Source organism: Nonomuraea jiangxiensis (assembly GCF_900099965.1).
Classification (GTDB): domain Bacteria; phylum Actinomycetota; class Actinomycetes; order Streptosporangiales; family Streptosporangiaceae; genus Nonomuraea; species Nonomuraea jiangxiensis.
In genome coordinates this window covers 166,922-193,902 of the sequence record NZ_FNDJ01000019.1, presented here as the reverse complement: position 1 = coordinate 193,902, position 26,981 = coordinate 166,922, and the positions used below count along the sequence as shown (strand labels likewise).

The following is a 26,981-nucleotide window of genomic DNA, read 5'->3' as shown; positions in this document are numbered from 1 at the left end:
GTTCAGTTTTCGCTCAAAGTCTGTATGATTGCTCCCATATTTTGGGGCCAGCACAGGGGATTTCGTGAGGATCGCAGCGTTCCCGAAGGGTGATCTTGACCGGATCGTGGTCCGGCGCACCAAGACCGTCTACGAATGGATCGAGGAGGCCCGCGCGCTCGGCGTGGACGGGCTCGAATTGCACACCGGATTCTTCTGGACCGGCGGTGACGACGAGGTCGACCGGATCGGCGAGGCGCTCGCCGGGGCCGGCTTCGAGATGCCGATGATGTGCGCCTCGCCCGACTTCACCCATCCCGACGCCGACGCGCGGAAGCGGGAGATCGACGCCCAGGCCGCGGCCATGCGGACCACCGCCAGGCTCGGCGGTCCCGGCGCCACCTGCCGGGTGCTCAGCGGGCAGCGCCATCCGGAGGTGGCCGTCGAGCAGGGCGTCGAGTGGGCGATCGAGGCGATCAAGGGCCTGCTCCCGCTGGCCGCCGAGCTGGACATCGTGCTGGCCATCGAGAACCACTACAAGGCCGGCACCTGGACCCACCCCGAGTTCGCCCAGGCGCCCGCGGTCTTCCACCGCATCCTGGCCGGCATCCCCGACCGGGTGCACTTCGGCGTGCAGTACGACCCGTCCAACGCGATCACCGCCGGCGCCGACTCCGCCGAGTTCCTGGAGAGCGTGATCGACCGGGTGGTCACCATGCAGGCCTCCGACCGTTTCCTGGAGCCCGGCACCACCCTGGACGACCTGCGCCAGGCCGACGGCACGATCGGCTACGCGCCCGCGCTCAAGCACGGCGTGATCGGCCGCGGCCTCAACGACTACGACCGGATCTTCACCATCCTGGTCGAGGCGGGCTACGACGGCTGGATCAGCATCGAGGACGGCGTCAACGGCTTCGACGAGCTGCGTGCCTCGGCCGACTTCCTGCGCGCGGCCCGGGACCGCTGGTTCGGCGGCTCCACCGCCGTCCGCGTACGCACCCACGAGCAAGCCAAGCAAGCCGCCACCCCATCCTGAGAGGACATCCGATGAGCACGTCGATCCGCGGCCTGCGGCGCTCCGACCTCACGCACGGCCTGGTCCAGGTCTCGCTCGACCTGAAGAACCTCGACGACGGCCTGCGGATGGCCGCCATCGCCGTCGAGGCCGGCGCCGACTGGCTGGAGATCGGCACCCCGCTGGTCATGGCCGAGGGGGCGCACGCCGTCCGCGCGCTGCGCCGCGAATACCCCGACCATCCGCTGGTCGCCGACCTCAAGATCATGGACGGCGGCTACGGCGAGGCCACCATGTTCGCCGAGGCCGGCGCGGACGCCGTGGTCGTGATGGGCCGCGCGCACGACGCGACCGTGCGGCGGGTCTGCGAGGCCGGCGCCGACCACGGGATGCTGGTGATGGGCGACGACATGGGCGCCCCCGACCGGGTCGCCGAGGCACGGCGGCTGGAGGAGCTGGGCGTCGGCATGGTCCTGCACCACATCGGGCACGACCACCGCAACATGCACCGGGAGCTGCGCCTGTCGCCGCTCACCGACCTGCCCGGGATCGTCGCCGCGACGACCGTGCCGGTGCAGGCGGTCGGCGGGCTGTCGATCGACCAGGCGGTGAGCTGCCCGGAAATCGGCGCGGGCGTCGTGGTCTTCGGCGCGCCGCTGGCCATCGACGACGAGAACTCCTTCACCATCCCGGAGCGCGACCTGCCGAAGATCCTCAAGGACGCCATCGACCGGGTGCACGCGACAGAGGTGCGGCAGTGAGATACATGAGGCTGCACCACGCCACCTTCACCATGCCCGTGGGCGCGGAGGAGGAGGCGCGGGCGTTCTACGCGGGCGTGCTCGGCATGACGCCGGTGCCCAAGCCGGCGACCATGCGGCAGGTCGGCTGCTGGTTCCGTACCGACGGGCTGGAGGTGCACGGCCTGCCCGAGGAGGACTTCCGGCCCAACCGGGTCGGCCACCCGGCGATCCTGGTCGACGACCTGGACGCGCTGGCCGCCCGGCTCGACGCGCACGGCGTCGCGTACGTGATGAACGGCGACTACCCCGGCCACCGCCGCTTCCACACCCACGACTGCTTCGGCAACCAGCTCGAGTTCCTCCAGGAGATCTGACATGGCCAGCCATCCCGTCACCCTGTTCACCGCGCAGTGGGCCGACCTGCCGTTCGAGGAGGTGGCCAGGCTCGCGAGCGAGTGGGGTTTCGACGGCCTGGAGATCGCCTGCAAGAGCCAGCACCTGGACGTGGACCGGGCGCTGGAGGACGAGAAGTACCTCGACTCCCGCCGGGAGATCCTCGACCGGTACGGCCTGGGCGTCTGGGCGCTGTCCAACCACGCCCAGGGCCAGGTGATCTGCGACGACCCGCTGGACTTCCGGCACGAGCCGATCGTCGGCCCGCGCACGTGGGGCGACGGCGACCCGGAGGGCGTGCGGGCGCGGGCGACCGAGCAGGTCAAGAAGACCGCGATCCTGGCCCGCAAGCTCGGCGCCTCGGTGGTGACCGGCTTCACCGGCTCCAAGATCTGGCGCTATGTCGCGATGTATCCGCCGGTGTCGCAGGAAGTGATCGACGACGGCTACGCCGACTTCGCCGCCCGCTGGAACCCGATCATGGACGTGTTCGACTCCGAGGGCGTCAAGTTCGCCCTGGAGGTGCACCCCAGCGAGATCGCCTACGACTACTGGACCACCGCCAGGACCCTGGAGGCGATCGACCGCCGCGACGCCTTCGGCCTCAACTGGGACCCCAGCCACATGATGTGGCAGGACATCAACCCGGCCAACTTCATCGTCGACTACGCCGACCGCATCTACCACGTCGACTGCAAGGACACCCGGGTACGCGAGAAGGACGGCCGGGCCGGGCGGCTCGGCTCGCACCTGGCCTGGGGCGACCCGAGGCGCGGCTGGGACTTCGTCTCCGCAGGGCACGGCAATGTGCCCTTCGAGGACTCCTTCCGCGCCCTGGAGTCCATCGGCTACACCGGCCCCATCTCCATCGAGTGGGAGGACGCCGGGATGAGCCGCCTGCACGGCGCGCCCAAGGCCCTGGAGTTCGTGCGCTCGCTGCTCTGGGAGCAGCCGCACGCCCGCTTCGACACCGCCTTCACCCAGACCTGACGCGCGGTGACCGGTGCCCCGCCGTCCGGGGCACCGGTCACGAAGCTCAGGGCTTGAGCACGACCAGCTTGTGGTGCTGCAGCTCCTCGATCGCGTACCGTACGCCCTCGGTGCCCTGCCCCGAGTCCTTCACCCCGGCGTAGGGCATGTGGTCGGCCCGGTAGGAGGGCGGCATGTTGACCAGTACGGTCCCCGCCTGTGCCCGCTCGGCGAACCGCATCGCCTCGCCCAGGTCACGCGTGTAGACGGCGGTGTTCAGCGCCATCGACGAGCGGTTGACCGCGTCGATGGCCGCGTCCAGGTCGTCCACCGGCAGCACGCTGAGCAGCGGTCCGAACGCCTCCTCGCACACCAGCGGCCCGTCCGGGTCCACGTCGGTGAGCAGGGTCGGCGTCAGCACCCCGTTCACGACCTCGCCTCCGGCCAGCAGCCGCGCGCCCTTGGCCACCGCGGCGTCTATGGCCGCCTTGAGCGCCGTCGTGGCCTGCGGCGTGATCAGCGGGCCGACCACGGTCTCCGGGTCGTGCGGGTCGCCGTGGCGGACGGAGGTGAAGGCCGCGCCGAGCGCGGCGGTGAGCCGGCCGGCCACCTCGCGCGCCACATACAGGCGCTGGAGCGAGACGCACGCCTGCCCGGAGCCGGCCAGCGCGGCGGTCACCGCGTCCGCGGCGGCCCGTTCCACGTCGGCGGCGGCGGTGACCACCATCGCGGTGTTCGAGCCCAGCTCCAGGACGTGCAGCTTGCGCGGCGAGCGCGCCTTCAGCTCCCAGCCGATCCGGGTCGAGCCGGTGAAGGTGACGACGGCGACCCGGGGGTCGGCCAGCCAGGCGTCCACCACCTCGGCGGGCGGCCCGGTCACCAGGTTCAGCCAGCCGGCGGGCAGGCCCGCCTCGGCGAACACCTCGACGAGCAGCCCGGCGGCCAGTACCGCCTTCTCCGACGGCTTGAGCACGACCGCGCAGCCGGCCGCCAGCGCCGGTGCGATCTTGTGCAGCACGAGGTTGACCGGGAAGTTGAAGGGGGTGATCGCGGCCGCGATGCCCCTGGCCTCCGGCACGGTCATGGCCAGGGTGCCCGCGCCCGACTCGATCGCGCCGAGCGGCACGGCCTCTCCGGCCGTCCGCCGGGTCTCCTCGGCCGCCCAGGTCAGCGTCTGCACCGCCCGGTCCACCTCGCCGCGCGCCGCCGTGATCGGCTTGCCGGTCTCCGCGGTGACCAGCCGGGCGAACTCCCCGGCCCGCCGCGCGACCAGCCGTGCCGCGGCGCCCAGGATCCTGGCTCGCTCCGGCACCGGCAGCCCGCGCCGCATCGCCCGCTCGGCCGCGTCCACGGCCAGGACGGCGTGCTCGGCGGTGCCCACGGCGACCGTGCCGACCTGCTCGCCGCTCCAGCGGTCGAGCACCGGCTGCTCGGCCGCGCCAGGCAGCCATTCCCCGTCGATGTAGAGCTTCACGTGCCTTCCTCGATGTTGCCTCGCACGGCCGCGGCGAACTCCGCGGTGGTGGCCGTGCCGCCCAGATCGCGAGTGCGTACGCCCCCCGCCAGCGCCGACTCGAAGGCCGACACCAGCTCGGCCGCGGCCTCCGGGTGGCCCAGGTGGTCGAGCATCATCGCGCCGCTCCACAACTGGCCGACCGGGTTGGCCACGCCCTGCCCGGCGATGTCCGGAGCCGAGCCGTGCACCGGCTCGAACATCGACGGATGCCGCCGCTCCGGATTGAGATTGGCGCTCGGGGCCACCCCGATCGAGCCGGTGACCGCGCCCGCCAGATCGGACAGGATGTCGCCGAACAGGTTGGAGGCCACGATCACGTCGTAGCGGGCGGGACGCAGGACCAGGCTCGCGGCCAGCGCGTCGATCAGCTCGCTGCGCAGCTCCACGTCCGGGTGCTCGGCCAGCACCTCCCGGACCACCTCGTCCCAGAACGGCATCGTGTGCACGATCCCGTTGCTCTTGGTGGCGGAGGTCAGCCGCCCGCTGCGGCCGGCGGCCAGCTCGGCGGCGTAGCGGGCCACCCGGGTGACGCCGTGGCGGGTGAACACCGCCTCCTGCACGGCCGCCTCCTCCGGCAGGCCGCGATACAGCCGGCCGCCTATCTCGGAGTATTCGCCCTCGTTGTTCTCCCGAACCACGACCAGGTCGATCGGCCCGGCGGCGGCCAGCGGCGAGGGCACCCCGGGCAACGTCCTGACCGGGCGCAGGTTGACGTACTGCTCGAAGCGCCGCCTGATCGGGATCAGCAGCCCCCACAGCGTCTCGACGTCGGGGATGTCCGGCACCCCGACCGCGCCCAGGAAGATGGCGTCGTGCCCGGCCAGCACGTCCAGCCCGTCGACCGGCATCATCCGGCCGTGCCGCCGGTAGTGGTCGGAGCCCCAGTCGAGCTGGTGCCAGTCGAGGCCGATGCCGTGCCGCGCGGCCACCACGTCGAGGCAGCCGATCGCGGCCGGCACCACCTCCTGGCCGATGCCGTCGCCCGCGATGACGGCGATCCGATGCGTGGTCACGAGGCGGCTCCACTGGTCAGCTCGTGCGGCGCGGTGGTCACCGTCACCACGTCGATGTCCTGCTGCTGGAGCATGAGACGGTGCTCGTCGGTGATGCCATCGTCGATGACGACGCGGTCGATCGCGTCCCAGCCGCAGATCTTCACCATCGCCGAGGCGTAGAACTTCGAGGAGTCGGTGAGCAGCACGACGTGCTCGGCCACCTCGATCAGCGCCCGCTTGGTGATGGCGTCGAAACCGTTGCCGCAGAACGCGCCCCGCTCGCCGATCCCGCTGGCGGCCAGGAACAGCGTCTCCACCTGCAGGTTGGAGATCGCGGACAGGGTGGCGGGTCCGTCGAACGACAACGACTCCGGGTGCAGCAGTCCGCCCAGGCACATCACCTCGGTGCCGCCGCGCCCGATCAGGCTCGACACCACCGGGAAGGAGTGCGTGACGACCGTGACGCCGCGCTCGCCCGGCAGCAGGTCGGCGACCTGCCGGGTGGTGGTGCCCGCGTCGATGGCCACCACCGAGCCCGTGCCGATCATCTCGACCGCCCTGAGCGCGATGGCCCGCTTGGCGTCGGCCATCTTCACGTCCCGCAGGTGGTAGTCGCTGCCCTCCATGTCCTGCTTGGACAGCGAGCCCACGCCGCCGCGGAACCCCCGCACCTTGCCCTGCTCGGTCAGCCGCAGCACGTCGCGGCGGATGGTCATCTCCGACACGGCGAACGCCTTGGACAGCTCGGTGATCGTGCAGTAGCCCTGTTCGGTGATGAACTGTACGAGCCGGTCCCTGCGCTCCGGCGCCGAGGTGTAGCGGAAGTTCTCTTTTGTCATGGTCGGGTTCATAGCCTCCGTCGCCCTCGTGACGTCTCGGCCACGATGGCATTCAGGGCGCGCAGTCGCTCCGCCGAGCGGTGGGTCAGCGCGCCCAGCGGGTCGGGGTCAGCGACAGTGTCGCTCCAAATCGCGCGTCCCGCGAGAAAACCGCTCGCACCGCCCAGACACGCCTCCCGCAGGGCGCCCGCGAAGTCCTCCCTCTCGACCCCGTTCGACAGCACCACCCAGGGCACCGGGACGATCTCGGAGAGGCGTTCCGACTGCTCCCTGACCTTCGACAGGTCGCCCGGCTGGTATCCGGGCACCTCCGCCTTGTAGATGGAGCCGCCCAGCGTGGACAACTCCCTGGCCGCCTGGAGGATGGCGGCGTGCCGTTCCTCCTGCTCCCACGTCCGGCCGGCGGCGGGACGCACGATCGCCTCCACCAGGCTGGCGACCCCGGCCTCGGCGGCCAGGTCGAGGAACGAGCGGACCAGGCGCACGCGCTCGTCGGGGTCGCCGTCGGCCTCCCAGATCACCAGGAACTTCACCGCGGCGGCACCGGTCCCGCGGATGTACTCGGGGGTGACGGCCGGGTCCAGGTGGGTGGTCTGCACGGGCTGGCCCGGCGGCTGTACGAGCACGTCGGCGGCGACGATCAGGCTGGACCGGAGCCCCTCGGGTGCCGTGTCGGTCAATCCGTAGAGCCGGTCCAGCAGAACGGCGGTGGTCAGCGGTGACAGCACCCGTGTCGCCGTTGACTTGAACTCGCGCAGCGCCTCGTCGGTCGCCGCCTGGCCGTTGACAGAAGGGAACATCTGGCGCAGTGACTCCCGTTGGTCCAGCGCGAGCATGGCGAAACCGCCCTCGGCTGATTCCAGGGGGGCGGTCAACCTGCGCATCGCGTGTTCATCTGGGGCCACAGAATTCCCAGCCATCATTCTCCGTTCTCAATCGGACCGCGGCGCGGGTCGCGCCGTGGACAACCAGTGCTCGACCTCGGTGGTGCGGGGGATGCCGCTCCTGCCGTCGAGCGAGCGGCAGGACAGCGCGGCCACCAGGTTCGCCCGCCGTGCCGCCTCGACCAGCGGCCGGCCCTCTACCAGCCCGGCCAGCAGCGCGCCGTGGAAGACGTCGCCGGCGCCCATCGTGGACACCGGCTCGACCGGCACCGCGGGCACGTGCGTCAACTCGTCGGCCACCAGCACGTAGCAGCCGTCGCCGCCCGAGGTCGCCACCACCTGCCGGGCGCCGGCCGCGGCGGCGGCCCGCAGGCTCGCCTCCAGCCCGGCGGGAGGGTCGGTGGCGCGGTCGGCACCCGGGTCGGCACCCGGGTCGGCGGCGTGGTCGGCTGCATGGTCGGTGGCCGAGCCAGGGGCGCGGTCGGTCGCCGGGCCGGGGGCGGGGGCGGGGAAGGCGGCTCTCAGGGAGGTGGCGGTCGGGGCGTACAGCTCGACCCCCGCCAGGTCGAGGCCCGGGATCGGGTTGCCGCCGTCGATGCTGAGCGACGTCCGCCCGTCCAGGGCCGCGCGGGCGGCGGCGTAGCCGTTGTGGTCGGCGTGCAGCCAGCGGGCCGCGCCGCGTGGAACGTCGTCGGGCGGGGTCGCGGGGGAGGTGACGATCGTCCGCGCGCCCGACCCCCGGGACACCATGATCATGCTCTGCGGCGTGCGGATGCCGGGCCGCACGCGCAGCCACGTGGTGTCCACGCCCTCCTCCTCCAGCAGCGCGCGGCTCAGCCGGCCGGCGTCATCGTCGCCGACGACCCCGCAGAACCCCACGCGGGCGCCCAGCCGGGCCAGCGCGACCGCCGCCGTGGCGGCCGGGCCGCCCCCGGCGACGGTGAACGGCTCTCCCACCACCCGGCCGTCCTCGGCGGGCAGCCGGTCGATCGTGGTGATGGTATCGACGGTGACGGCCCCGACACAGATCACATCCAGTGGCATGGCGGGCTACTTCACCGCGCCGGCCGTCAGGCCGGACACCAGATAGCGCTGCAGGATGAGGAACCCGACCACGATCGGCACGCTGACCACCAGCGCCGCCGCCATGACCTGGTTCCAGTAGACGTTCGTCTCCGTGGCGTAGCTCTGCATGCCGACCGACAGGGTGCGGGTCGCGCTGTTGGTCAGCTGCGAGGCGAACAGGATCTCGCCCCAGCCGGTCATGAACGCGTACACGGCGACCGCGATGATGCCCGGGCGGGCGGCGGGCAGGATCACCCGGAACAGCGCGCCCAGTGCCGTCGTGCCGTCCACCTTCGCCGACTCGTCCAGCGCCCGCGGGATGCCGTCCATGTAGCTGGCCAGCATCCAGATCGAGAACGGCAGGGTGAACGTCAGGTAGGTGACGATCAGCCCGATCCGGGTCTGGTAGAGGAACGTGAAGCCGAGGCTCCGGTCGATGTTGACGAAGATGATGAACAACGGCAGCAGGAACAGCACCCCGGGGAACATCTGCGTCGAGAGGATCACCCCGGAGAACGCGCCCCGGCCGCGGAAGTTGTAACGCGAGATCGCGTACGCCGCGAAGATCGCGATCACCACGCTGAACACCATCGCCGAGAACGTCACGATGAGGCTGTTGACGAAATAGTCGGCCAGCGGCACGGTCGACCACATGTCCACGAACGGCGCCAGCGTCAGGTTCGTCGGCCACCACTGGAACTCGCCCTGCACGTCCCGCAGCGGCTTGAGCGCCGAAGTCAGTACCACATAGAGCGGCACGATGGTGAACACCGCGAGCGGGACGAGCACCACCCAGCGGAAGATCCGGAACGACAACTGCTCACGCATCGCGTCTCACTCTCCTGTTCCACAGTGCCCACAGGCCCGCGACCACCACGAGGAAGGCCATCAGCAGCACGGACATCGCCGAGCCGAGCCCGAAGTTCCAGGTGATGAACGAGCTGGAGTAGATGTGCACGGTCAGCAGGTCGGCCGAGGCGGGCGGGGTCGGCCCGAAGAGCACGTAGGGGGTGTTGAACTCGCGGAACGTCCACAGGAAGAGCAGGAGGAGCAGGACCATGCTGATCGGCCGCATCATCCGCATCGTGATGTGCCGTACCTGCTGCCAGGTGCTCGCCCCGTCGATCGCCGACGCCTCGTACAGCTCGTCGGGGATGCTCTGCATGCCCGCCATCGACATGAGGAAGGCGAAGGGCCACTGCTGCCAGATCGACACGATCACCACCGAGATGAACGCGTTGCTGCCGATCAGCCAGAACGGCCGGTCGTTCGTCAGGTGCAGCACGTCCACCAGGAACTGGTTGAGCAGGCCGTTGTCGCGCTGGAGCATGAACTTCCAGACGATGATCCCGGCGTAGGCGGGCAGCGCGTACGGGATGAGGAAGAGCGTGCGCAGGAAGCCCCGGCTCCGCATCGAGCGTTGCAGCACGATCGCGGCGGCCATGCCGAACGCGTACGAGATGCCGACGACCAGCACCGTGAAGCCGAGCGTGATCCCGAAGGAGCGCAGCAACTGCTGCCCGAGCGGCCCGGAGAAGTCGAGCGCCACCCCGAAGTTGCCCAGCCCGGCGAACGGGGCCGCCGACCAGTTCGTGATGAACAGCTGGGTGAGCTCGATGAGGCTCATGAAGATCCCGACGATCATCGGGACGACGTGTACGAGCAGCTCGAACGCCACGGCCGGGAGGATCAGCAGGTAGGGGGTCACGCGGGCCCAGTTGATGTGCCTGAGCCCGCGCCGCCGGGAACCATCCGGACCCGGCCCGTCATTCGGCGTCCGCACAGGACGCTCGGGGAACGTCGTCGCTGCCATCTCGTTCTCCTCAGGCCGCCCCGCGCCGGGCGGCGCCCCGTGGTTCGGTCGGTTGCCGGTTGCCATGGACGAGATGATCAGCTCGCGCCCATCTTCTGTTGCGCCTCTTCCAGCGCGGCCTTCACCTCGGCATCGCCGACCTGAGCCCCGGTCGCGGCCTTGGCGACCAGCGCGACCGCCGCGCCGCCGACGTTGGCCTGGAACGCCTGGATGCCGGGCACGAGCGGCAGCGGCTTGGCGCGGCTGGAGAGGACCTCGGTGAAGGTGTCGATCTTTTCCTGGTCATCGGTGAAGGACGCGGGCACGCCCTGGATGACAGGCTGCGTGGTGTAGGCCTTGTTGAGGATCTTCTGCTCGTCGTCGCTGGTCATGAACTTGACGAACTGCAGGGCCGCGTCGATGTTCTTGCTGTTCTTGAACACCGAGATGTTCGTCCCGGCGACGAAGCTGGAGACCTTCTGCCCGGCGGCGGGGGCGGGGATCGGCACGATGCCGTAGTCCTCGGGCTTCATGCCGTTCTCGGCCAGCACGTTGATGCCGGAGGTCTGCGCCATGTACATCGCGGCGTTCCCTCGGGCGAAGTCACCGGCCGCCTGCGCGGAGTCGCTGTACTGCGCGGCGCTCGGGTTGACCACGTGGTATTTCGCCAGCAGGTCCACGTACTGCTTGACGCCGGCGATCATGCCGGGCGTGGTGAACGTGGGCTTGCCCGCGGCGTCGAAGGCCGAGCCGCCGTTCTGCTCGCTGAAGATGTACGCGAAGTGCATGCTGGCGTTCACGGTGGCGCCCGGGATGACGATGCCGTACTTCTTCTTGGCGGGATCGGTCAACTTCTGTGCGGCCGCCACCAATTCCTCCCACGTGGTGGGCGGCTTGAGGCCCGCGTCGTCGAACAGCTTCTTGTTGTAGTAGAGGGCGTAGACCTGGCTGTAGAGGGGGATCGAGGTGGGCGGCTCACCGGCCTTGCCCGCCGTGGCCAGGGAGCTCGCGACGAAGCGGTCCTTGCCCCCGATCTTCTGCATCGCCGCGTCGTCGAAGGGGTAGAACGCGCCGGTCGACTGGAAGGTCACCGCGTTGGTGTTGCCGATGTTGAGCACGTCCGGGCCCTGACCACTGACGGCCGCCGACAGGGTGTTGTTCGTCAGGTCGGTCCACGGAACGACCTCCAGGTTCACCTTGATCCCCGTCTGCTTGGTGAACTTGGCGATCTCGGGGGTCAGGATGTCCTTGTCGTTCTGCAGACTGGCGCCCTGGTTGCTGGCCCAGTAGGTGATCGTCGTCCCGGCGCCGCCCGAGCCGGAGTCCCCCGAACCGCCACCACAGGCGGTCAGGGCGGCGGCGAGGAGCATCGCGGACGCTCCGGCTGCGAGGGGTTGGATCTTCATCGCGCCGCTCCAAGTGAGAGTGGCAAGCTTGGTCACATTTGTCCGCTTGCCCGGCCGTCAAGGTGGTGACATTTGAACATCACGGTAATGTTGGTGTCAATAGAACATCCTTTGATACTTCCCGACCACATTTTAGCCGGACTTTGCGGATGGTCTGTTGGCTCCCGCACGACGGCTCTCACCTCAAGGCCGCGGTTCGGCGGGCGCGCGGGAACGGGCGGGTGCCGGCGACCGGGCGGCGGTCAGGCGCGCGGGGCGGCGGGGGCGAGGAGGCCCACGCCGAACACGCGGGCGTCCACCTCGTTGAGGGCCAGCCGCAGCGCGCCCAGAGCGACGCCCTGGGCGCCCAGCGTGGAGGCGCGGAGCTCGGGGACGCGCAGGCACGTGCGGCCGAGCTCGCGTGCCAGCTGGTCGAGGATGAGGTCGGCGGAGCGGGAGAAACCCCCGCCGAGGACGACGACCTGCGGATCGAGGGTGAGGACCAGGGCGGCGGTGCCGACGGCGAGGTCGCGGGTGTAGCGGCGGACGGCGGTCCTGGCCGCCTTGTCCCCGGCGCGGGCGGCGTTGAACACCCAGGCCGCCGCGTCATCGGTGTCGATGCCCGCCGGCAGGCTGGCGCAGTTTTCCAGGTGGGAGGGCGCGGTGAGCCAGCGGACGGCGCGCAGCGCGCCGAGCTCCCCGGCGGCGCCCCCGTAGCCGCGGCGCAGCGTGCCGTCGATGATCAGCCCGGCCCCGGTGCGCATGCCCGCCTGCACGTAGACGATGTCGTCGGCGTCGCGGGCCGCCCCCTGCCAGCGCTCGGCGAGAGCGGCGAGCTTGCAGTCGTTCTCCACCTGGATCGGGCAGGAGAAGCGCGCGGCCAGATGTTCGGGGGGGTTGACGCTGGCCCACCCGGGCAGCGGCGTGAACAGCGTCGTACGGCCGCTGGCGTCGACCGGCCCGGTCACCCCGACGGTGATCGCCCAGATCTCGTCCGGGCGCAGGCCGGTCCCGGCCAGGCACTCCTCGATGGCCGCGTCGACGACGGTGAGCCGCGCCGCCGGGTCGGCGCCGGGGTCGACCGGCAGCCGGCTCGTCCAGGCGACGGCGCCGTCCAGGTCGGCCAGTATGGCCAGCACCTTGTGCGCGCCCACGTCGACGCCGATCACGTGCCCGGTGCCGGCGTTGAACCGGTAGCGGCGGGCGGGTCGCCCGACGACGCTGCTGCCGTCGGGCTCCACGACGGTGAGCCAGCCGTCGGCGACCAGGCCCTGCACGATGACGTCCGTCCCCGGCCGGGACAGCCCGGTGCGGCCGGCCAGCTCCGTGACGGTGGAGGGCGGGTTGCCGCGCAGCGCCCGGACGATGCTGAGCGCGTTGAGCTCCCGCATCCGGTTGACGTCCGTCCCGGTCGTGACCTGCTCGGTCACCCTCGCCCCCTCGATCCCCTTAATAACGCTGCGCCCTTTACAAAAGGGTAGTCGAAGTCAGGAGATCGGATACCACTGCCCGTCGGGCGCGACGGCCGGGCCGAAGTCCACCTCGCGGCCGTCGATGGCGAACACGTAGCGGTCCTTGCGCACGACGGCGGGCCGGGCCGACAGGTACGCCGTCATGTCCGCCAGCTCCTCTTCCCGCAGCCACCCCGGCGGGTCGGACACCGCCCGGAACCCGCACACCGTGGCCAGGTCGCGCAGCCAGCCGAGCTGCCGGTCGTTGAGCAGGTTGAGGCGGCTGCGGAAGTACACCACGTCCGGGTCGACTTCGGCCAGCGGCGCGTGCCACAGCCGGTGCAGCGTGTTGACCACGGCGTTGCGCGCCATCGCGTCGGACGGGTCGTCGCTGGCGTAGTTCTGCCACATCGGCGCCACGTCCGGCCCGCTGCGCAGCCCGTCGAGCAGGCCCAGCGAGGGCAGCAGGATCGCGCCGCTGCCCAGCAGGTAGACCTCCTCTCCCGCGGTCCGCCGGATCAGCTCCAGCGCCCGCCGGTAGGACTGCTCGCGCCCGAGCCCGCCCCGCCGTACGCCGGGGGCGGCGCCCGCGTTGATGAAGTCGAGCTTGAGGTAGCCGAAGCCCCACTCGTGCACCACCCGCCGGATGAGCCGCTCCACATGGTCGAGCGCCTCGGCCCGGGACAGGTCCAGCGCCCAGTAGCCGGTGCCCCAGTTGTGGCCGGCGACCACGGGCTCGCCCCGCTCGTCCCGCAGCAGCAGCTCGGGCCGCTCGCGGGCGGTGCGCGAGCCCGGCAGCACGATGAACGGCGCCAGCCACAACCCCGGCCGCAGCCCGGCGCCGGAGATCCGGTCGGCGAGCGCGCGCATCCCGGACGGGAACTTGGCGTTCGGCTCCCAGTCGCCGACCGTCTCCTCCCAGCCGTCGTCGACCTGCAGCACGTCGAAGGGCAGCCCGCGCAGCGCGCCGATGTCCTCGGCCAGCCCCGTCTCGGTGATGCCCTCGTAGTAGGCGTACCAGCTGCACCAGACGTTCCCGGCGCGTCGTTCGCTGCTGCCCAGGCGGGCGGCGAGCGCGCGGGTGTAGGAGCCGAAGACCTCCTCCTCTTCGCCGTAGGCCAGGAACCACGGCGCCCCGTCGTCCTCGTACCAGCCGGCGAGCGTGTCGCGGTCGGCCGTCAGGCGCGGGGTGCCGATGCCGAGCGCGCCGAGCAGCAGGACCCGCCCGTCGTCGCCCTGCAGGGCGGCGACGGCCGAGGAGTGGTGGCGGGACGGGTCGTCCCAGACGGGGTCGTCCGCGGTGACCCGGCGCCGCGGGTCGGCGATGCGCAGCGGCGGCTCGGACAGCCGCCGCCAGCCGCACGGGCTCCACGAGTTCTGTCCGTGCCGGTAGAACAGCGCGTCGCCGAGGCCGTGCAGCACGGCCACCCGGCCAGGCGGCAGCACGACCCCGCCCTCGATCTTCTGTGGTGGCTCGGAGCCGGTCGGCTCAAGGGCTACGGTACGGCCTGCCAGCTCGACGAGCAGCGGCATGATGCTCCTTTGTCGGTGAATGCGGATGCTACGAGAACAGCGCGTTGACCTGGTCGTTGGCCTGCTTCAGACCTTCGGCGGCGCCGACCTGGCCGAGGATGATCGACTGGATCGCGTCCTGCACGATCTGGCTGACCTCGTTGCCGTGCTCGGTGATGGGCAGCAGGAAGGTGCCGCCCGGAGCCTTCGCCGCGTCGAGGTAGACGTGCACGTCACGCCCCTTGGCCTGGTGGGCGGCGGCGGCCTTGTCGCTGGCCGACTTGATGGCGGGGAAGACGACGGCGTGGTCGGCGACGATGTTCTGGCAGTCGGCCGAGGCCAGGAACTTCACCCACTTCCAGGCCTCTTCCTTGTGCGGCGTACCGGCGAAGATCGCGTCGGACAGGCCGTTGATCGCGGTCTTGCGCACGCCGGCCGGGCCGAGGGGCATCGGGGCGAGGGCGAACTTCTCCTTGGCGTCCGGGCCCAGGAAGGAGTTGATGGTCCACGACCCGGCGAAGGTCATCGCGCCCTTGCCGGCGTTGAGCACCGCGTCCCTGCCCAGGGTGGACTGCTTGTCGAACTTCGGCGCGTACCCCTTGTCGATGAGCTGCCGGTACCAGTCGATGGTCTGGGCGAGCCTGGGGTCGTCGTACTTGTACTGCGTGCCCCAGGGGTTCTTGTCCAGGTACGTCCACCCGTTGGCCACGGCCAGGTCGCCCCAGCCGTTCTGGCCCTGGGACCCGTCGGCCCACTCCGGCAGGAAGCCGTACACCTTGACGCGGTTCTTGTCGAAGGCCGGGTCGAGGCCGTTGCGCCCGCTCTCGTCGACCGTGAGCTTGGCGATGACCTGCTGGAGCGTGCCACCGTCGGACGGGTTCCAGGTGAGGCCGGCCATCTCGTCGGCCTTGACGCCCTGCTCGCCGAGCATCGAGGTGTTGTAGACGAGCGCCACGGTGTCCCAGTCCTTGGGCAGGCCGAACCGCTTGCCGTCCTTCACCCACAGGTCGGGCAGGCCCTCCTGGTACTGGGTCAGGTCGACCTTGTCGCGGGTGACGAACGGCTGGACGTCCAGCACCTGCCCGCTGCCGATGAACTGCGGGTAGTAGGAGACGTGGTTGGTCCACACGTCCGGGGCCTGGCCGGTGGTGAACTGCGTGGTGAGGTTCTGCCAGTACTGGTCCCACGCCGTCTGGGTGATCTTGACGGTGACGTTCGGGTTGGCCGTGTGAAAGGCATCGGCGCAGGCCTGGTACGACGCCTGCTGGTTGTCGTCCCAGAGCCAGTAGTCGATCGTGACGTCGCCGCCGGACGCGCCGTCCTGCGTCTGGCCGCCGGACCCGCAGGCGGCGAGCGCGCCGGCGAGCGCCAGCGACAGCAGCGCATGGCCTGCCCGCTTGGTGGTGTTCATAGGTCGATGCCTCTCTGACGGGGGGTCATTTGATTCCGGAGAAGTTGAGCGACTGGACCAGCCGGCGGCCGAGCAGGACCAGCAGGAGCAGCACCGGCAGGACCGAGAGGGTCGACCCGGCCATGAGCCCGGTCCAGTCCGGGCGGGTGTTGGGCGACTGCTGCAGGAAGACGCCGAGCGCGACGCTGAGGACCCGGGTCTGCTCCTCACGGCCGACCAGCAGCGGCCACAGGAAGTCCTTCCACGCCCACACGGTCGTGGTGAGCCCGATGGTGATCAGCGGCCCGCGGCTCATCGGCAGCACGACGCGCCAGAACACGCCCCACGGGCCGTTGCCGTCCAGCCGGGCCGCCTCCTCCACGTCGCGCGGGATGGACAGGAAGAACTGCCGCAGGAAGAAGACCGCGAACGGCGTCATCAAGATCGTCGGGGCCACCATCCCGGCGAACGTGTTGACCAGGTCCAGGTTCTTCACCAGCACGAAGTTGGGCAGCAGCGTGAAGATCGGCGGCACCATGAGCGCGGCGAGCACGACGCCGAAGACGAATTCACGGCCGGGGAAGCGCAGCCGGGCGAACGCGTACCCGGCCATCGCGCAGAAGAAGGTCTGGAACGTCGCGATCAGGCCGCTGTAGACGACCGAGTTGAGCAGGTAGCGGGCGAAGTTGATCTGTGCCCCCGACCCGCCCGCGGCGCGGGCCTCCTCCTGGGTGGTGAGCCCGAGGACGCGCAGGAAGTTCACCGTCGTCGGATGCCGCGGGAACAGGGCGCCGCTGTCGGTGTAGAGGTCGGCGGCCGGGGTGAGCGCCGTACGGACCATCCAGTAGAAGGGGAACAGGGTGAGCAGGAGGGCCACGGCCAGGACGGCCCAGGCCGGCAACCGGCCGATGTTCGCGATGCGCCGCAACGTGTCTCTCCTCAGGCCAGGTCCGAGCGGGACGCCCGCAGCAGCCGCATCTGCACGACCGTGAGCACGCCGAGGACGAACGCGAGCATGAGTGCCGCGGCCGAGGCGTAGCCCATGTGGAAGTACTGGAAGGCCTGCTGGTAGATGAAGTAGTAGATGACCCTGACCGCGCTTCCGGCCCCGCCGCCCCCACGGTCGGCCACGGCGACCGTGTCGAAGATCTGGAACGAGCCGATCAGCGACACGACCAGCACCAGGGCGAGCACGGGCCGCAACATCGGCAGCGTGATCGAGCGGAACATGCGCAGCTCGCCGGCGCCGTCGATGGCGGCGCTCTCGTACAGGTGCGGCGGGATCTGCAGCATGCCGGCGTAGAGCAGGAGCGCGGTGTAGCCGGTGTAGGCCCACGTGTTGACCATCGCGATCGTCGGCATGGCCCAGTCGGGCGACATGAAGAAGCCGATCGTGCCGAGCCCGAGCGCCCGCAGCACGTGGTTGACGAAGCCGAGCTCGGCGTCGAGCAGCCAGATCCAGACCAGGGCGACGGTGACGTTCGGCACCAGCCACGGCAGCAGCAGCATCGCGCGGAGCACCACCGACCGGGTGAGGCGGTGCATGAGCGCGGCCAGGAGCAGCGCGAGCAGCAGTTGCGAGCCGATGTTGATCAGGACGTAGTAGGCGGTGACCGCGATCGAGTGCCAGAACTGCGGGTCGCGCACGAGCTGGGCGTAGTTGTCCCCGCCGACGTAGGCCGGGGCCGTGAGCAGGTTGTAGTCGGTCAGCGAGTACCAGAATCCGCGGACGGTCGGGTAGCCGTAAAAGATCACGAAGCCGGCGAGCGCGGGGACCAGGAAGATCCACGCCGCCCTTCGGTCGTCACGCGGCCGGGTCCGTCTTCGCCGGGGTGCGCCGGCAACGCTCGGCTCGGCGACCTGCGACCGTTCCGCGGACCGCATCGTTCTCATCATCGTCCTCGGTGCTCGGTGAAATTGCCCTCTTGTCACGGGATCACTTCCCGAATAATGATGTGACCCATCGTAAGTTTGTCAATAGCTCCTCATATCTCGGCGAGTGTACGGCAGCGTCACCGAACCCTTCCGTCCCACGTCAACCCCCATGCGGCGGGCCTCTGACGGGCCCGTCGCAGGCTCCTGCCGGCCACGTATCTCGGAGGTTCCTCAGTCATGCCTGCCCTGATTCCGCCGTCGCGGCGGCTGCGCCGGGTCGCGCTCGCGGCCCTCGCCGCCGTCGCGCTGGCCCTGTTCCCCGCCGCCCAGGCGGGGGCGGCCGCCCCGGTGCCCGCCGGGGCGCCGGCCCGGCCCCCGGGCCCCGCCTCGCCCGATCCGTCGCTCCAGGCGCACCCGCTCGCGTCCGCACCCGGGCCGCTGGACAACCCGCTCAAGGGGTTCGCCCGGTTCTACTGGCCGGGGAGCGACCAGAACACCGGCTATCCGCACTCCCTCATGTGGAGCTATTTCGGCCTGTCAGAGGTGATGACCGACCCGGCGGACTGCTCGAAGTACAACTGGTCCATCCTCGACAACGCGCTGAACGAGATCGCCTCGTACGGCAACCAGGCGGCCGTCCGGTTCTACCTGGAGTATCCCGGCGGCAGCGGGACCCACCCGGGCAACGCCATCCCGCACTGCTTCGACGGGCACGTCACGTACCGGACCAACACCTTCTGGGGCACCACCAGCCCGGACTACGACAGCCCGTACCTGCTCGGCGCGCTGAACGACTTCATCGCGGCGTTCGGCGCCCGGTACGACGGCGACCCCCGCATCGGGTTCATCCACCTCGGGCTGATCGGGCTCTGGGGTGAGTGGCACACCTGGCCCTTCGACACCGACACCGGCGGCGACTCCTACCCGAACTTCATGCCGACCGACGCGCACGCCGCGCAGGTCATCGGGGCCTACGACAACGCCTTCAACAGGACCAAGCTGGAGATCCGCTACCCCGACTCGGCCGCGGGCGCGGTGACGAACCGGGACATCGGCTACCACGACGACTCCTTCTGCTACCGGGAGGGCTCGCCGCTGGCCGGGGTCACGCTGCCGCAGTCGCTCGGCGGGGCCGGGTACGCCCAGCTCCAGCGGGCGCTCAACGCGGGCGCCGAGAACAAGTGGATCACCGCCTCGATGGGCGGCGAGGTCCGGCCCGAGATCCAGTCCTCGGCGTTCGCCTCCTGGCCCGGCGGCTCCGGGCAGGTCGACAACATGCGGGCCTGCATCGAGCTGGAGCACACCACCTGGAAGATCAACGAGCAGAGCCAGAGCTACGCGGCGAACGACCCGAACGTCGCGGCGGCCGTCCGGCTGATGGGATACGACCTCACCGTCAACAACGCGTACTTCAGGAACACCGCGAGCGGCACCACGAACGTAGGCGTCCGGATCAGCAACAACGGCGTGGCGCCGTTCTACTACCCGTGGACGGTCACCCTCGGCCTGAAGAACGGCGCCGGCACCGTGGTCAGGACCTTCGACACCTCCTGGGACCTCCGTACGGTCATGCCGCTCAAGATCCGCGCGTTCCCCGACTGGGGCGTCGGCTCGGACCCCACCTATCTGGACTACGGCTACCCGCAGTACTTCCAGACCGGCGTCGACCTCGCCGGCGTACCCAGCGGGAACTACCAGTGGGTCCTGCGGGTGAAGAACCCGCTGGAGGCGGTCTCCGCGAACGCCAAGAAGCTCCGCTTCGCCAACGCCACCCAGGGCGCCGACGGCTGGCTCGGCCTCGGCCCGGTCACCGTCGGCACGGGCGGCGGCCCGGACACCACGGCGCCCACCACGCCCACCGGGCTGGCCGCGCCGGCCCGCACCGCGAACTCCGTCAGCCTGTCCTGGACGGCGGCCACGGACAACGTGGGCGTGGCCGGATACCGGGTCTACCGTGCCGGCACCCAGGTCGGGACCTCGGCGACCACGTCCTTCACCGACACCGGGCTCAGCCCCGCGACCTCCTACACCTACACCGTGCGGGCCTACGACGCCGCGGGGAACACCTCCGCCGCGTCGGCGGCGGTCACCGTCGTGACCCTTCCGGCCTCGGCCGCGGGCCTGGTGCTCGACGACTTCGACGGGGACCCGGCGTATCCGTCCGCCGCCCGCAACGACCTCGGCAAGTGGACCGGCGGCAACTGCTTCCTCGACGGCGGCGGTTCGGGCGCCGTCTCCGGCGGGGCGCTCAGCCTGCGCTACGACAACTGCGGCTGGTTCGGCAGTGACGTCAACACCGACCTGTCCGCGTACACCCATCTCGTGGTCCGGATCAAGGGCACGGCCGGGGGTGAGCAGGCCCACTTCAGCCTCGGGCTCGGCGGGGTGACCAAGGTCTTCGGCGATTTCACGCTCGACGGCGGCGGCCATCCGGCCCTCACCACCGCGTACCAGGACATCCGAATCCCGATGGCCGCCAACGGCATCAACCGCGCGTCCCCGGGACAGCTCGCGATGGGCTTCTGGTACGGCGGTCGCGGCACCATCACCATCGACTCCCTCTCGTTCCAGTAGCGCCCGGAACGCCCGCGTCCGGGGTCACCTGGCGAGGTGGTCCCGGAGCAGCGGATGCGCGAACTGGAAGGCGTGCGGACCGGCCGCGTACAGCACCCCCGCGTCCACCATGGCCCTGAGCGCCTCGGGCACCTGCATGCCGACGATGCCGCAGTCGCGGAAGATCTCCCGGACGCCGGCGTCCTCGCTGGAGAAGCCCGTCGAGTCCTCCTCCTCGCCATGGACGGCCAGTTCCCGCAACGCCCGCACGACCCGCTCCCGCTCGACGGCCGCGACCTCGAGACCGGCCGTCGCGCGGTCGGCGTACCAGGGCAGGAAGTCCACGCGCGTGCCGGGCAGGTCGTCGATCCACCCGGGCCGGGCCGCGAGCACCGACAAGAAGCCGGGGGAGGTCAGCAGCGCGGACGGCAGGGCGCCCAGCCGCTCGACCGGGACGTGCCGGTCGGCGAGCAGCCTCTCCAGGCGGCGCCGGCCGTCCTCCTCCGCCACGCCGAGGACCTCCATCGTCTCCAGGCCGAGCCGCGCCGACACGGACTCGCGCGACGTCCCGCCCCGGTCCGTGACGACGAAGCGGACGCCCGTCAGGGCGCCGTAGCGGGCGACGTCCTCCAGCAGCCGCGCCGCCTGCGCGGCGCTGTCCAGCTCGTGCAGCTCGTCGAGCACGTAGACGAGCGACCTGCTCTGGACCAGGGGATAGATCTCCACCAGTGACATCTGGTACTCGCGGCGGATCGCATGGGTCAGCCGCAGTTCGAGGTCGGGCTGCTCGGTCTGGAAGGCGGCCATCCGCAGGAAGACCGGGACCACGTCGGTCCTGGCGAGGAGGCGGCGGGTGAGCCGGACGGCCAGTACGCTCTTGCCGCTGCCCGGCTCGCCGAAGACGTACAGGCCGGTGCCCTCCCTGGCCAGGAGCTCCTCGGGGGTGACCGTCACCCGCTCGCCGTCGCGGGAGAAGCGGACCAGGGGGTCGAGCAGGTCCTCCTCGGCGCCCGCCGCCGTGCTCACGTACCGCTGGACGCGCTCCTTGAGCGGGGCGAAATCCACCCGTGGCGCGGACAGGCCGAGGGCCGCCACACCGGAGGCGTCCGCGGCCTGGCTCTCCTCCGCGACCGTGTCGCTCTGCTGGACGACCGGGGACGACCGCACCAGGTCGATGTACGGGCTGACGTTGCCGGGGATCCGCTCCCGGCCGCCGGGGAAGCCCTGGACGAGCTTGAGCGCCAGCGGGCTCCACGCGAGCGGCTGGTCCTCGGCGGCGGTGTCGAGATCCTCCACGATCCTCCCCAGCAGCGTCGGGTCGTGCGCGAGCCGGCCGTAGAACTCGGGGTCGCCGTCACGGATCAGCAGGACGGCCGCCAGGATCGCGACGTCGTAGTGTTCGAGGCCGCGGTCCTGGGCCACCTTGTCCTGCAGGATGAGCACGTTGATGAAGCGCTTGACCGTGCGCGGGTTGGGCCTCAGCCCGAGCTTCAGCAGGTCGCCGGCCTGCCGGAGGTTCTCCTTCAGCAACTCGTCCACATATGACCGGAAGGCCTCGTCGGACAGCCGCGGCATCTCGAAGGGGAACTGGACGATCTTGTCGAGATAGTCGCCGACCGGCTGGTCCTGGTAACGCTGCTTCACCGCCGCGTCCAGCGGCGCCTTCGCCACGCCCAGGAAGAAGACGCAGTTGTCGCGGTTGAAGTGCAGCTTGAGCGTCTCCAGCAGGGCCACGATCTGGTCGGCGTGGCAGCGGTCGAGATCGTCGATGAACACGATGAGCCGGCTCTTCTGCCGTGCCTCCAGCGCCCTGGCGATCAGCGTGCGGAGGTGGCCGTCGAGGCGCGCGTGCTCGGAGCGTACGCGGAAGTTCTGCTCGTCGTAGACCTCGAACGACTTGCGCACGTCCGCCACCGAGATCTTGAGCGCGGACGTGAGGACGAGGGAGCCGAGCACCTCCGAGATGACGCCGAGTTTCTGCCGCAGGCCCTCCGTCCGCTCCAGCCCCAGGCCGGTCACGATGGTGTGGAGCAGGGGCAGCACGGGGTTGGCGTCGTACTGGTGCCTCCATGGGTCGAACCAGACGTGGGCGCAGTGCTCGTAGCCGTCGATGAGTTTCCTGATCTGCCTGAGCATCGACGTCTTGCCCGTGCCCCACTCGCCGAACACGCCGATGACGAGCGGCGGGGTGGCGGAGGCGGCCAGGTGGGCCAGACCGCTGGCGTATTCGCTGCGGTTGAGCCGGTCGTTCTCCGTGGGCTCGTCGGTATGGGTGAACTCGTCCGTGCTGGGTGCCGGCCGGTCGTCCAGGATCTCCTCGCGGGCCCTGCGCCGGGCCCGCCTCCGCCCCCAGTACAGCGCCCCGCAGACCAGCGCGGCCACGGCGGCGACGCCGCCGGCGACGACCCAGCCGAGGTGGCGCCGCAGGAAGGGCAGGGTCACGCTCACCTGGCGCCGGTCGATGCCCGCCGGCGAGATCAGCAGGAGCTGGCCGGTGCCCGCGCGCGGCCGGGGGCCGGGCACCAGGTCCACCCACGCCGTCCCGCCCGCGGCCAGTCGCAGCCTGGCGGCGCCCCGGACGGTCAGGGTCTGCCCGACGGCGCCGGCGACACGCACCTCTGCCGAGGTCGCCGGGCCGGGATTGACGATGCCGATCCGCCACACGCTGGTCCCGCCGACCCGGTCGAGCGGGATGGACAGCGGAGTCTGCTCCATGAACTGGGGCGCGGCCAGGACGGCCCGGGCGCTCGCCGGCCGGGCGAACGGGACGAACACTCCCGCGACGACGGCCAGGACGGCGAGGAGATGCGGTAATCGGCGGAGCGGCATGCCTCATTCTCAGCGCATCGGCGCCGGTTACGCACGCTCTGTGTCCACCCGGGAATACATCAGCAGCCTGGGGGAGAGCGCCCGCCTGAGTTTCGGCACCAGGGTCGCCGTCGCCGCCATCCCGCAGGTGACCAGGAAGATGATCACGAGTGCGCCGTTGACCTGCACGGACGCGACCAGCACGCTGGCCACCAGCGGGCCCAGCGCGACCGAGCTGTAGCTGCCGAGCCGGGTGACGCTCACCACCTTGGCCATGAGGTGCTCGGGAACCCGGCTGAGCACGGTCCTGATGGTGACGTTGCTCAGCCCGCCGGTCAGCCCGATGATCAGCAACGCCACGGCGAAGGCGAGTGTGGCCTCGCTGAAGAGGGTGACGAGCCCCAGCCCCACGGCGCAGGCCCAGACGTGGACCAGCGGCATGGAGCGGCCTTTGCGCGACAGGCCGGACCACTCCGCCAGGAACGTCAGCCGCACCCGGGCCGCGCGGCGGCCGATCCCCTTGGAGATCCGTTTCCTGGCCGGCGAGATGAACGCGCCGAACGCGCCGCCCACCCCCGAGGCGGCCAGCGTCAGGCCGACCAGGGCGGGGTGCAGCCCGGTCGAGGCCGCCATGGACAGGAACACCACGATGAGCGACTGCACGGCCAGGTTGATCAGCGCGGTCAGCAGGGTGGCCGTGCGCAGGAAGGGGTGATCCCTGACCTCGCGCAGCCCCGCCCCGATCTCACGGAGGAACGTCGGCGCCGGCGCCGGTTCGTCGGCCGTGAGCGGCGCGTATCCCTCGTCACCCGCGGCGTCCTCCGCGGGCCGCTCTCCCCGGCTGCTCCGGGACACCGCGAGGGCCGCGAAGGCGAACATCAAGGCGTTGGCCACGAAGGGAACGAGGGTGCCCAGTCCGTACAGCAGGCCGCCCAGCGGGCGTCCGGTGAGCACCACCGCGTGCACGGTCGTCTCGTGCAGCGCCAGCGCGGTCTCGACGTCGCGCTTGGGCACGGTGGCCGGGATCAGCGCCGTCTCGGCCACGGACGACAACACGCCGAGCCCGCCCTCCAGGAACGCGATGGCCAGCAGCAGGCCCACGTCCAGCCGGTCGGTCAGCAGCCCGGCGCACAGCAGCGCGATGAGCACGGCCCGCCCGAGCTCGCTCCACACCATCACCCGCCGCCGCCCGAGCCGGTCGATGATGGCGCCCGCCGGGATGTAGCACAGCAGCGCGGGAACCGTGGCGGCGAACATCACCCAGGCCGTCCACGTGGGGGAGGACGTGAGCCAGAACGCCAGCAGCGGATAGGTCACGCCGAGGGTTCTCGTCCCGAGCATCGACAGGGTCGAGCCCAGCCACGAGAACCCGAAGGACGGGTGGGCCGCGCTGAGCGTGAACGCGTGTCTAACCTGCCGCGTGCCTGCCATGGCGGCTTCCGCTGCCCGGTCCTTGACCGTACGGCTCGACGTCCCGCGACTGGTGTGGCGGGCACTTGGGGCACGGAGCACTGTCAGAGACTAGGGCATGGGCCGGGTCCGTGAGGTGGCGGACGAGAGAGCCGACGGCCATGGGAAGGTCACGGTTGTTCAGCGGCCGATGAGGTGCTCGGCCTCGGCGGCGAGCCGCGGCGGCAGCGAGCCCTGCTGGGCGCGTCTGGCCAGGCGGGCGGCCTCGGAGCGGTTGCCCGCGGCCCACATCACCCGGGCCGCGCGCAGGAGGGTGGAGCCGTCGCGCTCGCTGTCGAGCGGCGGGATCGTCCGCAGGGCGTGCGGGACGTCGCCGGACAGGGCCAGCGCCAGCGCGTAGGCGGCCTTGGTGGACGATTGCGCGAAGGGCCTCAGCCGGTCGAGGTCACGCAGGGCGGGCACGGGGCGTTCGAGATCGGACATGATCTCGCCGCGCGCGCGGAGCGCCTCGGGCGCGCTGCCCTCCAGCGCGAGCGCGTCGTTGAGGACGTCGATCGCGACGCCTTCCTGGCCGCCGTACCACAGGGCCCAGGCCAGCTCCGTGTGGATGGCCGGTTCGCCGGGGCCACGCCGCAGGGCCGCGCGCAACTCCCTGACGGCCTCCCGGTATCTGCCCTGGCGGATCAGGATGCGGCCGATCGCGGTGTAGAGCGTGGCGACGAGGTGGTCGGTGCCGCGAAGCGTGGTGTAGAGCTGGATGGCCCGGCGGTAGTGGTCGATCGCCGTGTCCTGGTCGCCGGAGACGTGGGCGATGTCGGCGCGCAAGGACTCGATGCGCGGGCGCAGGAGGTCGGCGTGTCCCTGGCCGGGGTCGGTGGCGGAGCGCTGGACGGCCCCGTCGGCGTGCTTGAGCGCGAGGTCGAGGTGCCCCTCGTGCAGGGCGCGCTCGGCGGCCTCCAGGTGGTAGGCGGAGTCGGTGTGCTGGTCCTCGCGCTTGGCGGAGCGGCGGCCGAGTGTCAGGGGCCGGACGAGCCGGGGACGGATCTCGATGCGGCGCGCGGCGCCGGCCCCGCACAGCACGTGGCGGTCGACGAGCGCCATGACCACGCGGTCAGGCAGGGCCGCGCCGGCGTCCGTGTCGCCACCGGCCAGCCGGCGCACCAGGTCGGTGAGCTCGTCGGCGTCGCCGTGGAAGTGGTCGTGGGCGACCTCGTCGATCATGAAGTGGCCGAACTCGGCCAGCACCTTGTCCACGGCGGGCAGGTCGTCGAGGGTGATCCGGCGCGGCTCCGCCCGGACGCCCTGCCACAACGCGGTGCACACGACCTGCAGGTGAACGGGCTCCACGGCGGGAAGGAGGCCGCCTGGCACCTGCCGCAGGTCGTCGACCAGCGCCTCGGCCACCCCCGGGGCGAAGGCCCAGCCCAGGTCCTCCACCGGGCGGCGGCACGCGTCGAGCGCCGGCTCGGCGCCGAGCGGCTCCAGCCGGTAGGTCCCGTCCCCGAGGTGGCGGCGCAGCCCCGGGTGGCGGGTGAGCGAGCCGAGGTGCTCGTCGCTGATCACCAGCAGCAGCCGCAGTCTCGGCTCCGCGTCGAGGGCCTCGGCGAGCTGGTCGAGGAACGACACGGGATCGGTCAGGCTCCCCGTGAACAGGTCGTCGAGGTGATCGACGGCGGCGAGGACGGGCAGCACCTCGCCCGAGGGGGCGCGGCGGGGTTTGCGGCGCCGGAGAAAGGCGGAGATCGCCTGGCCGGTGAACTCCACCGGCGACTCGAACGGCGCCCAGGACGCCAGCAGGGCGAAGACCTGCGCGTCGCCGCCGGCCGGGACGATCGCGGCCGGCACCAGCGAGGAGCGCAGGACACCGCCGACCGGGAGCACGTCGGCGGCGGTCGGATGGAGCCGCGGCAGCACGCCGGCGGACAGCAGCGAGGTCTTGCCGACCCCTGAAGGCCCGTGCAGGATCGTCAGCCGGTCGCGGCGCCAGCGCCGGGCCAGGTCGGACGCCTCCTGATCTCGGCCGAAGAACCGCACACCGTCCTCGCGCGTGAACGGGTGCGGGCCGGCGTAGGGCTTCAGGTCGCTGCCGTTGGCGGTCATCACCCGTCCTGTCTCCGACGAAAAAAGCGAGGACGAACCTCAGACTTTCAGGCTAGAGGACGTTCATTGCATTTTGATTGCAGTTTCGCTTTCCGCGCACGACAAGAATTTCGGCCGGCGAAAGCGAACGGCTAAACCGCCGCCGACTGAAATCCCGCCACCGCGCCGTCGGCGTCCTCGGCGAGCCGGGTCCATGCCCTCCTGAGCGCGTGTCTCTCCTGGAAACGGAGGTCGTCCAGGTCGATCGTGCTGAGATCGATGAGGCCGGTCGCGTTGTCGTCGTCCATCGCTCACTCCCTATTACGGC

At 70.9% G+C, this 26,981-nt stretch carries 22 protein-coding genes; 5 read left to right on the top strand and 17 right to left on the bottom strand.

Annotated elements, in window-relative coordinates; translation table 11 throughout:
• Nucleotides 1-64 precede the first annotated feature (64 nt).
• From BLS95_RS35885 to BLS95_RS35870, 4 genes are read left to right on the top strand one after another with little or no spacing between them, the layout of a single operon-like run.
• The gene (locus tag BLS95_RS35885; RefSeq protein ID WP_090941962.1) at nucleotides 65-1,015 is read left to right on the top strand and encodes a sugar phosphate isomerase/epimerase family protein; all 951 of its coding nucleotides are present in this window, start codon (nucleotides 65-67) and stop codon (nucleotides 1,013-1,015) included.
• An 11-nt stretch (nucleotides 1,016-1,026) separates the two neighbouring features.
• Nucleotides 1,027-1,755 carry an orotidine 5'-phosphate decarboxylase / HUMPS family protein gene (locus tag BLS95_RS35880; RefSeq protein ID WP_090941959.1) on the top strand — a complete coding sequence of 243 codons (729 nt, stop codon included), beginning with the start codon at nucleotides 1,027-1,029 and terminating at the stop codon, nucleotides 1,753-1,755.
• Between the two features lie 5 nt (nucleotides 1,756-1,760).
• Entirely contained in the window at nucleotides 1,761-2,111 is a 351-nt protein-coding gene (locus BLS95_RS35875) for a VOC family protein (RefSeq protein WP_090941958.1), read from the top strand.
• A 1-nt stretch (nucleotide 2,112) separates the two neighbouring features.
• Complete coding sequence (locus tag BLS95_RS35870) at nucleotides 2,113-3,120, top strand: sugar phosphate isomerase/epimerase family protein (protein ID WP_090941955.1); 1,008 nt, start codon at nucleotides 2,113-2,115, stop codon at nucleotides 3,118-3,120.
• Nucleotides 3,121-3,166: 46 nt separating this feature from the next.
• On the opposite strand, the gene BLS95_RS35865 is transcribed toward BLS95_RS35870, so the two are convergent.
• From BLS95_RS35865 to BLS95_RS35805, 13 genes are all read right to left on the bottom strand, one after another.
• A complete protein-coding gene (locus BLS95_RS35865; RefSeq protein ID WP_090941951.1) occupies nucleotides 3,167-4,573 on the bottom strand; it encodes an aldehyde dehydrogenase family protein in 1,407 nt (468 codons plus the stop codon).
• Entirely contained in the window at nucleotides 4,570-5,628 is a 1,059-nt protein-coding gene (locus BLS95_RS35860; RefSeq protein WP_090941948.1) for a tartrate dehydrogenase, read from the bottom strand. Before BLS95_RS35860 ends, BLS95_RS35865 begins: the two co-directional genes overlap by 4 nt.
• On the bottom strand, nucleotides 5,625-6,449 hold the full coding sequence (locus BLS95_RS35855) for a DeoR/GlpR family DNA-binding transcription regulator (RefSeq protein WP_176993565.1): 825 nt from the start codon (nucleotides 6,447-6,449) through the stop codon (nucleotides 5,625-5,627). The genes BLS95_RS35860 and BLS95_RS35855 overlap by 4 nt, the downstream gene beginning before the upstream one ends.
• Nucleotides 6,450-6,457: 8 nt before the next feature.
• Nucleotides 6,458-7,333, bottom strand: a complete 876-nt coding sequence (locus BLS95_RS35850) for an aldolase (RefSeq protein WP_176993564.1) — start codon at nucleotides 7,331-7,333, stop codon at nucleotides 6,458-6,460.
• Nucleotides 7,334-7,381: 48 nt separating this feature from the next.
• Nucleotides 7,382-8,377 (bottom strand): carbohydrate kinase family protein, encoded by a 996-nt coding sequence (locus tag BLS95_RS35845; protein ID WP_090941939.1) that lies wholly within the window; start codon nucleotides 8,375-8,377, stop codon nucleotides 7,382-7,384.
• 6 nt (nucleotides 8,378-8,383) lie between these two features.
• Nucleotides 8,384-9,226, bottom strand: coding sequence for a carbohydrate ABC transporter permease (locus BLS95_RS35840; protein WP_090941936.1), 843 nt, complete (start codon nucleotides 9,224-9,226; stop codon nucleotides 8,384-8,386).
• Entirely contained in the window at nucleotides 9,219-10,211 is a 993-nt protein-coding gene (locus tag BLS95_RS35835) for a carbohydrate ABC transporter permease (protein ID WP_090941933.1), read from the bottom strand. Before BLS95_RS35835 ends, BLS95_RS35840 begins: the two co-directional genes overlap by 8 nt.
• A gap of 77 nt (nucleotides 10,212-10,288) precedes the next feature.
• A complete protein-coding gene (locus BLS95_RS35830) occupies nucleotides 10,289-11,596 on the bottom strand; it encodes an ABC transporter substrate-binding protein (RefSeq protein ID WP_090941930.1) in 1,308 nt (435 codons plus the stop codon).
• A 242-nt stretch (nucleotides 11,597-11,838) separates the two neighbouring features.
• Nucleotides 11,839-13,005: an ROK family transcriptional regulator gene (locus BLS95_RS35825; RefSeq protein ID WP_218136149.1), complete on the bottom strand. Its 1,167-nt coding sequence runs from the start codon at nucleotides 13,003-13,005 to the stop codon at nucleotides 11,839-11,841.
• A gap of 57 nt (nucleotides 13,006-13,062) precedes the next feature.
• A complete protein-coding gene (locus BLS95_RS35820; RefSeq protein ID WP_090941926.1) occupies nucleotides 13,063-14,559 on the bottom strand; it encodes a glycoside hydrolase family 36 protein in 1,497 nt (498 codons plus the stop codon).
• A gap of 28 nt (nucleotides 14,560-14,587) precedes the next feature.
• Nucleotides 14,588-15,949 (bottom strand): ABC transporter substrate-binding protein, encoded by a 1,362-nt coding sequence (locus BLS95_RS35815; protein ID WP_090941923.1) that lies wholly within the window; start codon nucleotides 15,947-15,949, stop codon nucleotides 14,588-14,590.
• 25 nt (nucleotides 15,950-15,974) lie between these two features.
• Nucleotides 15,975-16,856 (bottom strand): carbohydrate ABC transporter permease, encoded by an 882-nt coding sequence (locus BLS95_RS35810; RefSeq protein WP_090941920.1) that lies wholly within the window; start codon nucleotides 16,854-16,856, stop codon nucleotides 15,975-15,977.
• An 11-nt stretch (nucleotides 16,857-16,867) separates the two neighbouring features.
• Nucleotides 16,868-17,812, bottom strand: a complete 945-nt coding sequence (locus BLS95_RS35805; protein WP_218136148.1) for a carbohydrate ABC transporter permease — start codon at nucleotides 17,810-17,812, stop codon at nucleotides 16,868-16,870.
• A gap of 228 nt (nucleotides 17,813-18,040) precedes the next feature.
• On the opposite strand from BLS95_RS35805, the gene BLS95_RS59225 reads away from it, so the two are divergent.
• Nucleotides 18,041-20,377 carry a fibronectin type III domain-containing protein gene (locus tag BLS95_RS59225; RefSeq protein ID WP_090941914.1) on the top strand — a complete coding sequence of 779 codons (2,337 nt, stop codon included), beginning with the start codon at nucleotides 18,041-18,043 and terminating at the stop codon, nucleotides 20,375-20,377.
• Between the two features lie 24 nt (nucleotides 20,378-20,401).
• Here BLS95_RS59225 and BLS95_RS35795 read toward each other — a convergent pair whose 3' ends face one another.
• The 4 genes from BLS95_RS35795 to BLS95_RS56085 form a co-directional block, all read right to left on the bottom strand.
• Entirely contained in the window at nucleotides 20,402-23,185 is a 2,784-nt protein-coding gene (locus tag BLS95_RS35795; RefSeq protein ID WP_090941912.1) for a P-loop NTPase fold protein, read from the bottom strand.
• A 27-nt stretch (nucleotides 23,186-23,212) separates the two neighbouring features.
• Nucleotides 23,213-24,595, bottom strand: a complete 1,383-nt coding sequence (locus tag BLS95_RS35790) for an MFS transporter (RefSeq protein WP_090941909.1) — start codon at nucleotides 24,593-24,595, stop codon at nucleotides 23,213-23,215.
• Between the two features lie 159 nt (nucleotides 24,596-24,754).
• Nucleotides 24,755-26,674, bottom strand: a complete 1,920-nt coding sequence (locus BLS95_RS35785) for an nSTAND1 domain-containing NTPase (RefSeq protein ID WP_090941907.1) — start codon at nucleotides 26,672-26,674, stop codon at nucleotides 24,755-24,757.
• A gap of 131 nt (nucleotides 26,675-26,805) precedes the next feature.
• Nucleotides 26,806-26,961, bottom strand: coding sequence for a hypothetical protein (locus BLS95_RS56085; RefSeq protein ID WP_176993563.1), 156 nt, complete (start codon nucleotides 26,959-26,961; stop codon nucleotides 26,806-26,808).
• Nucleotides 26,962-26,981: the final 20 nt, after the last annotated feature.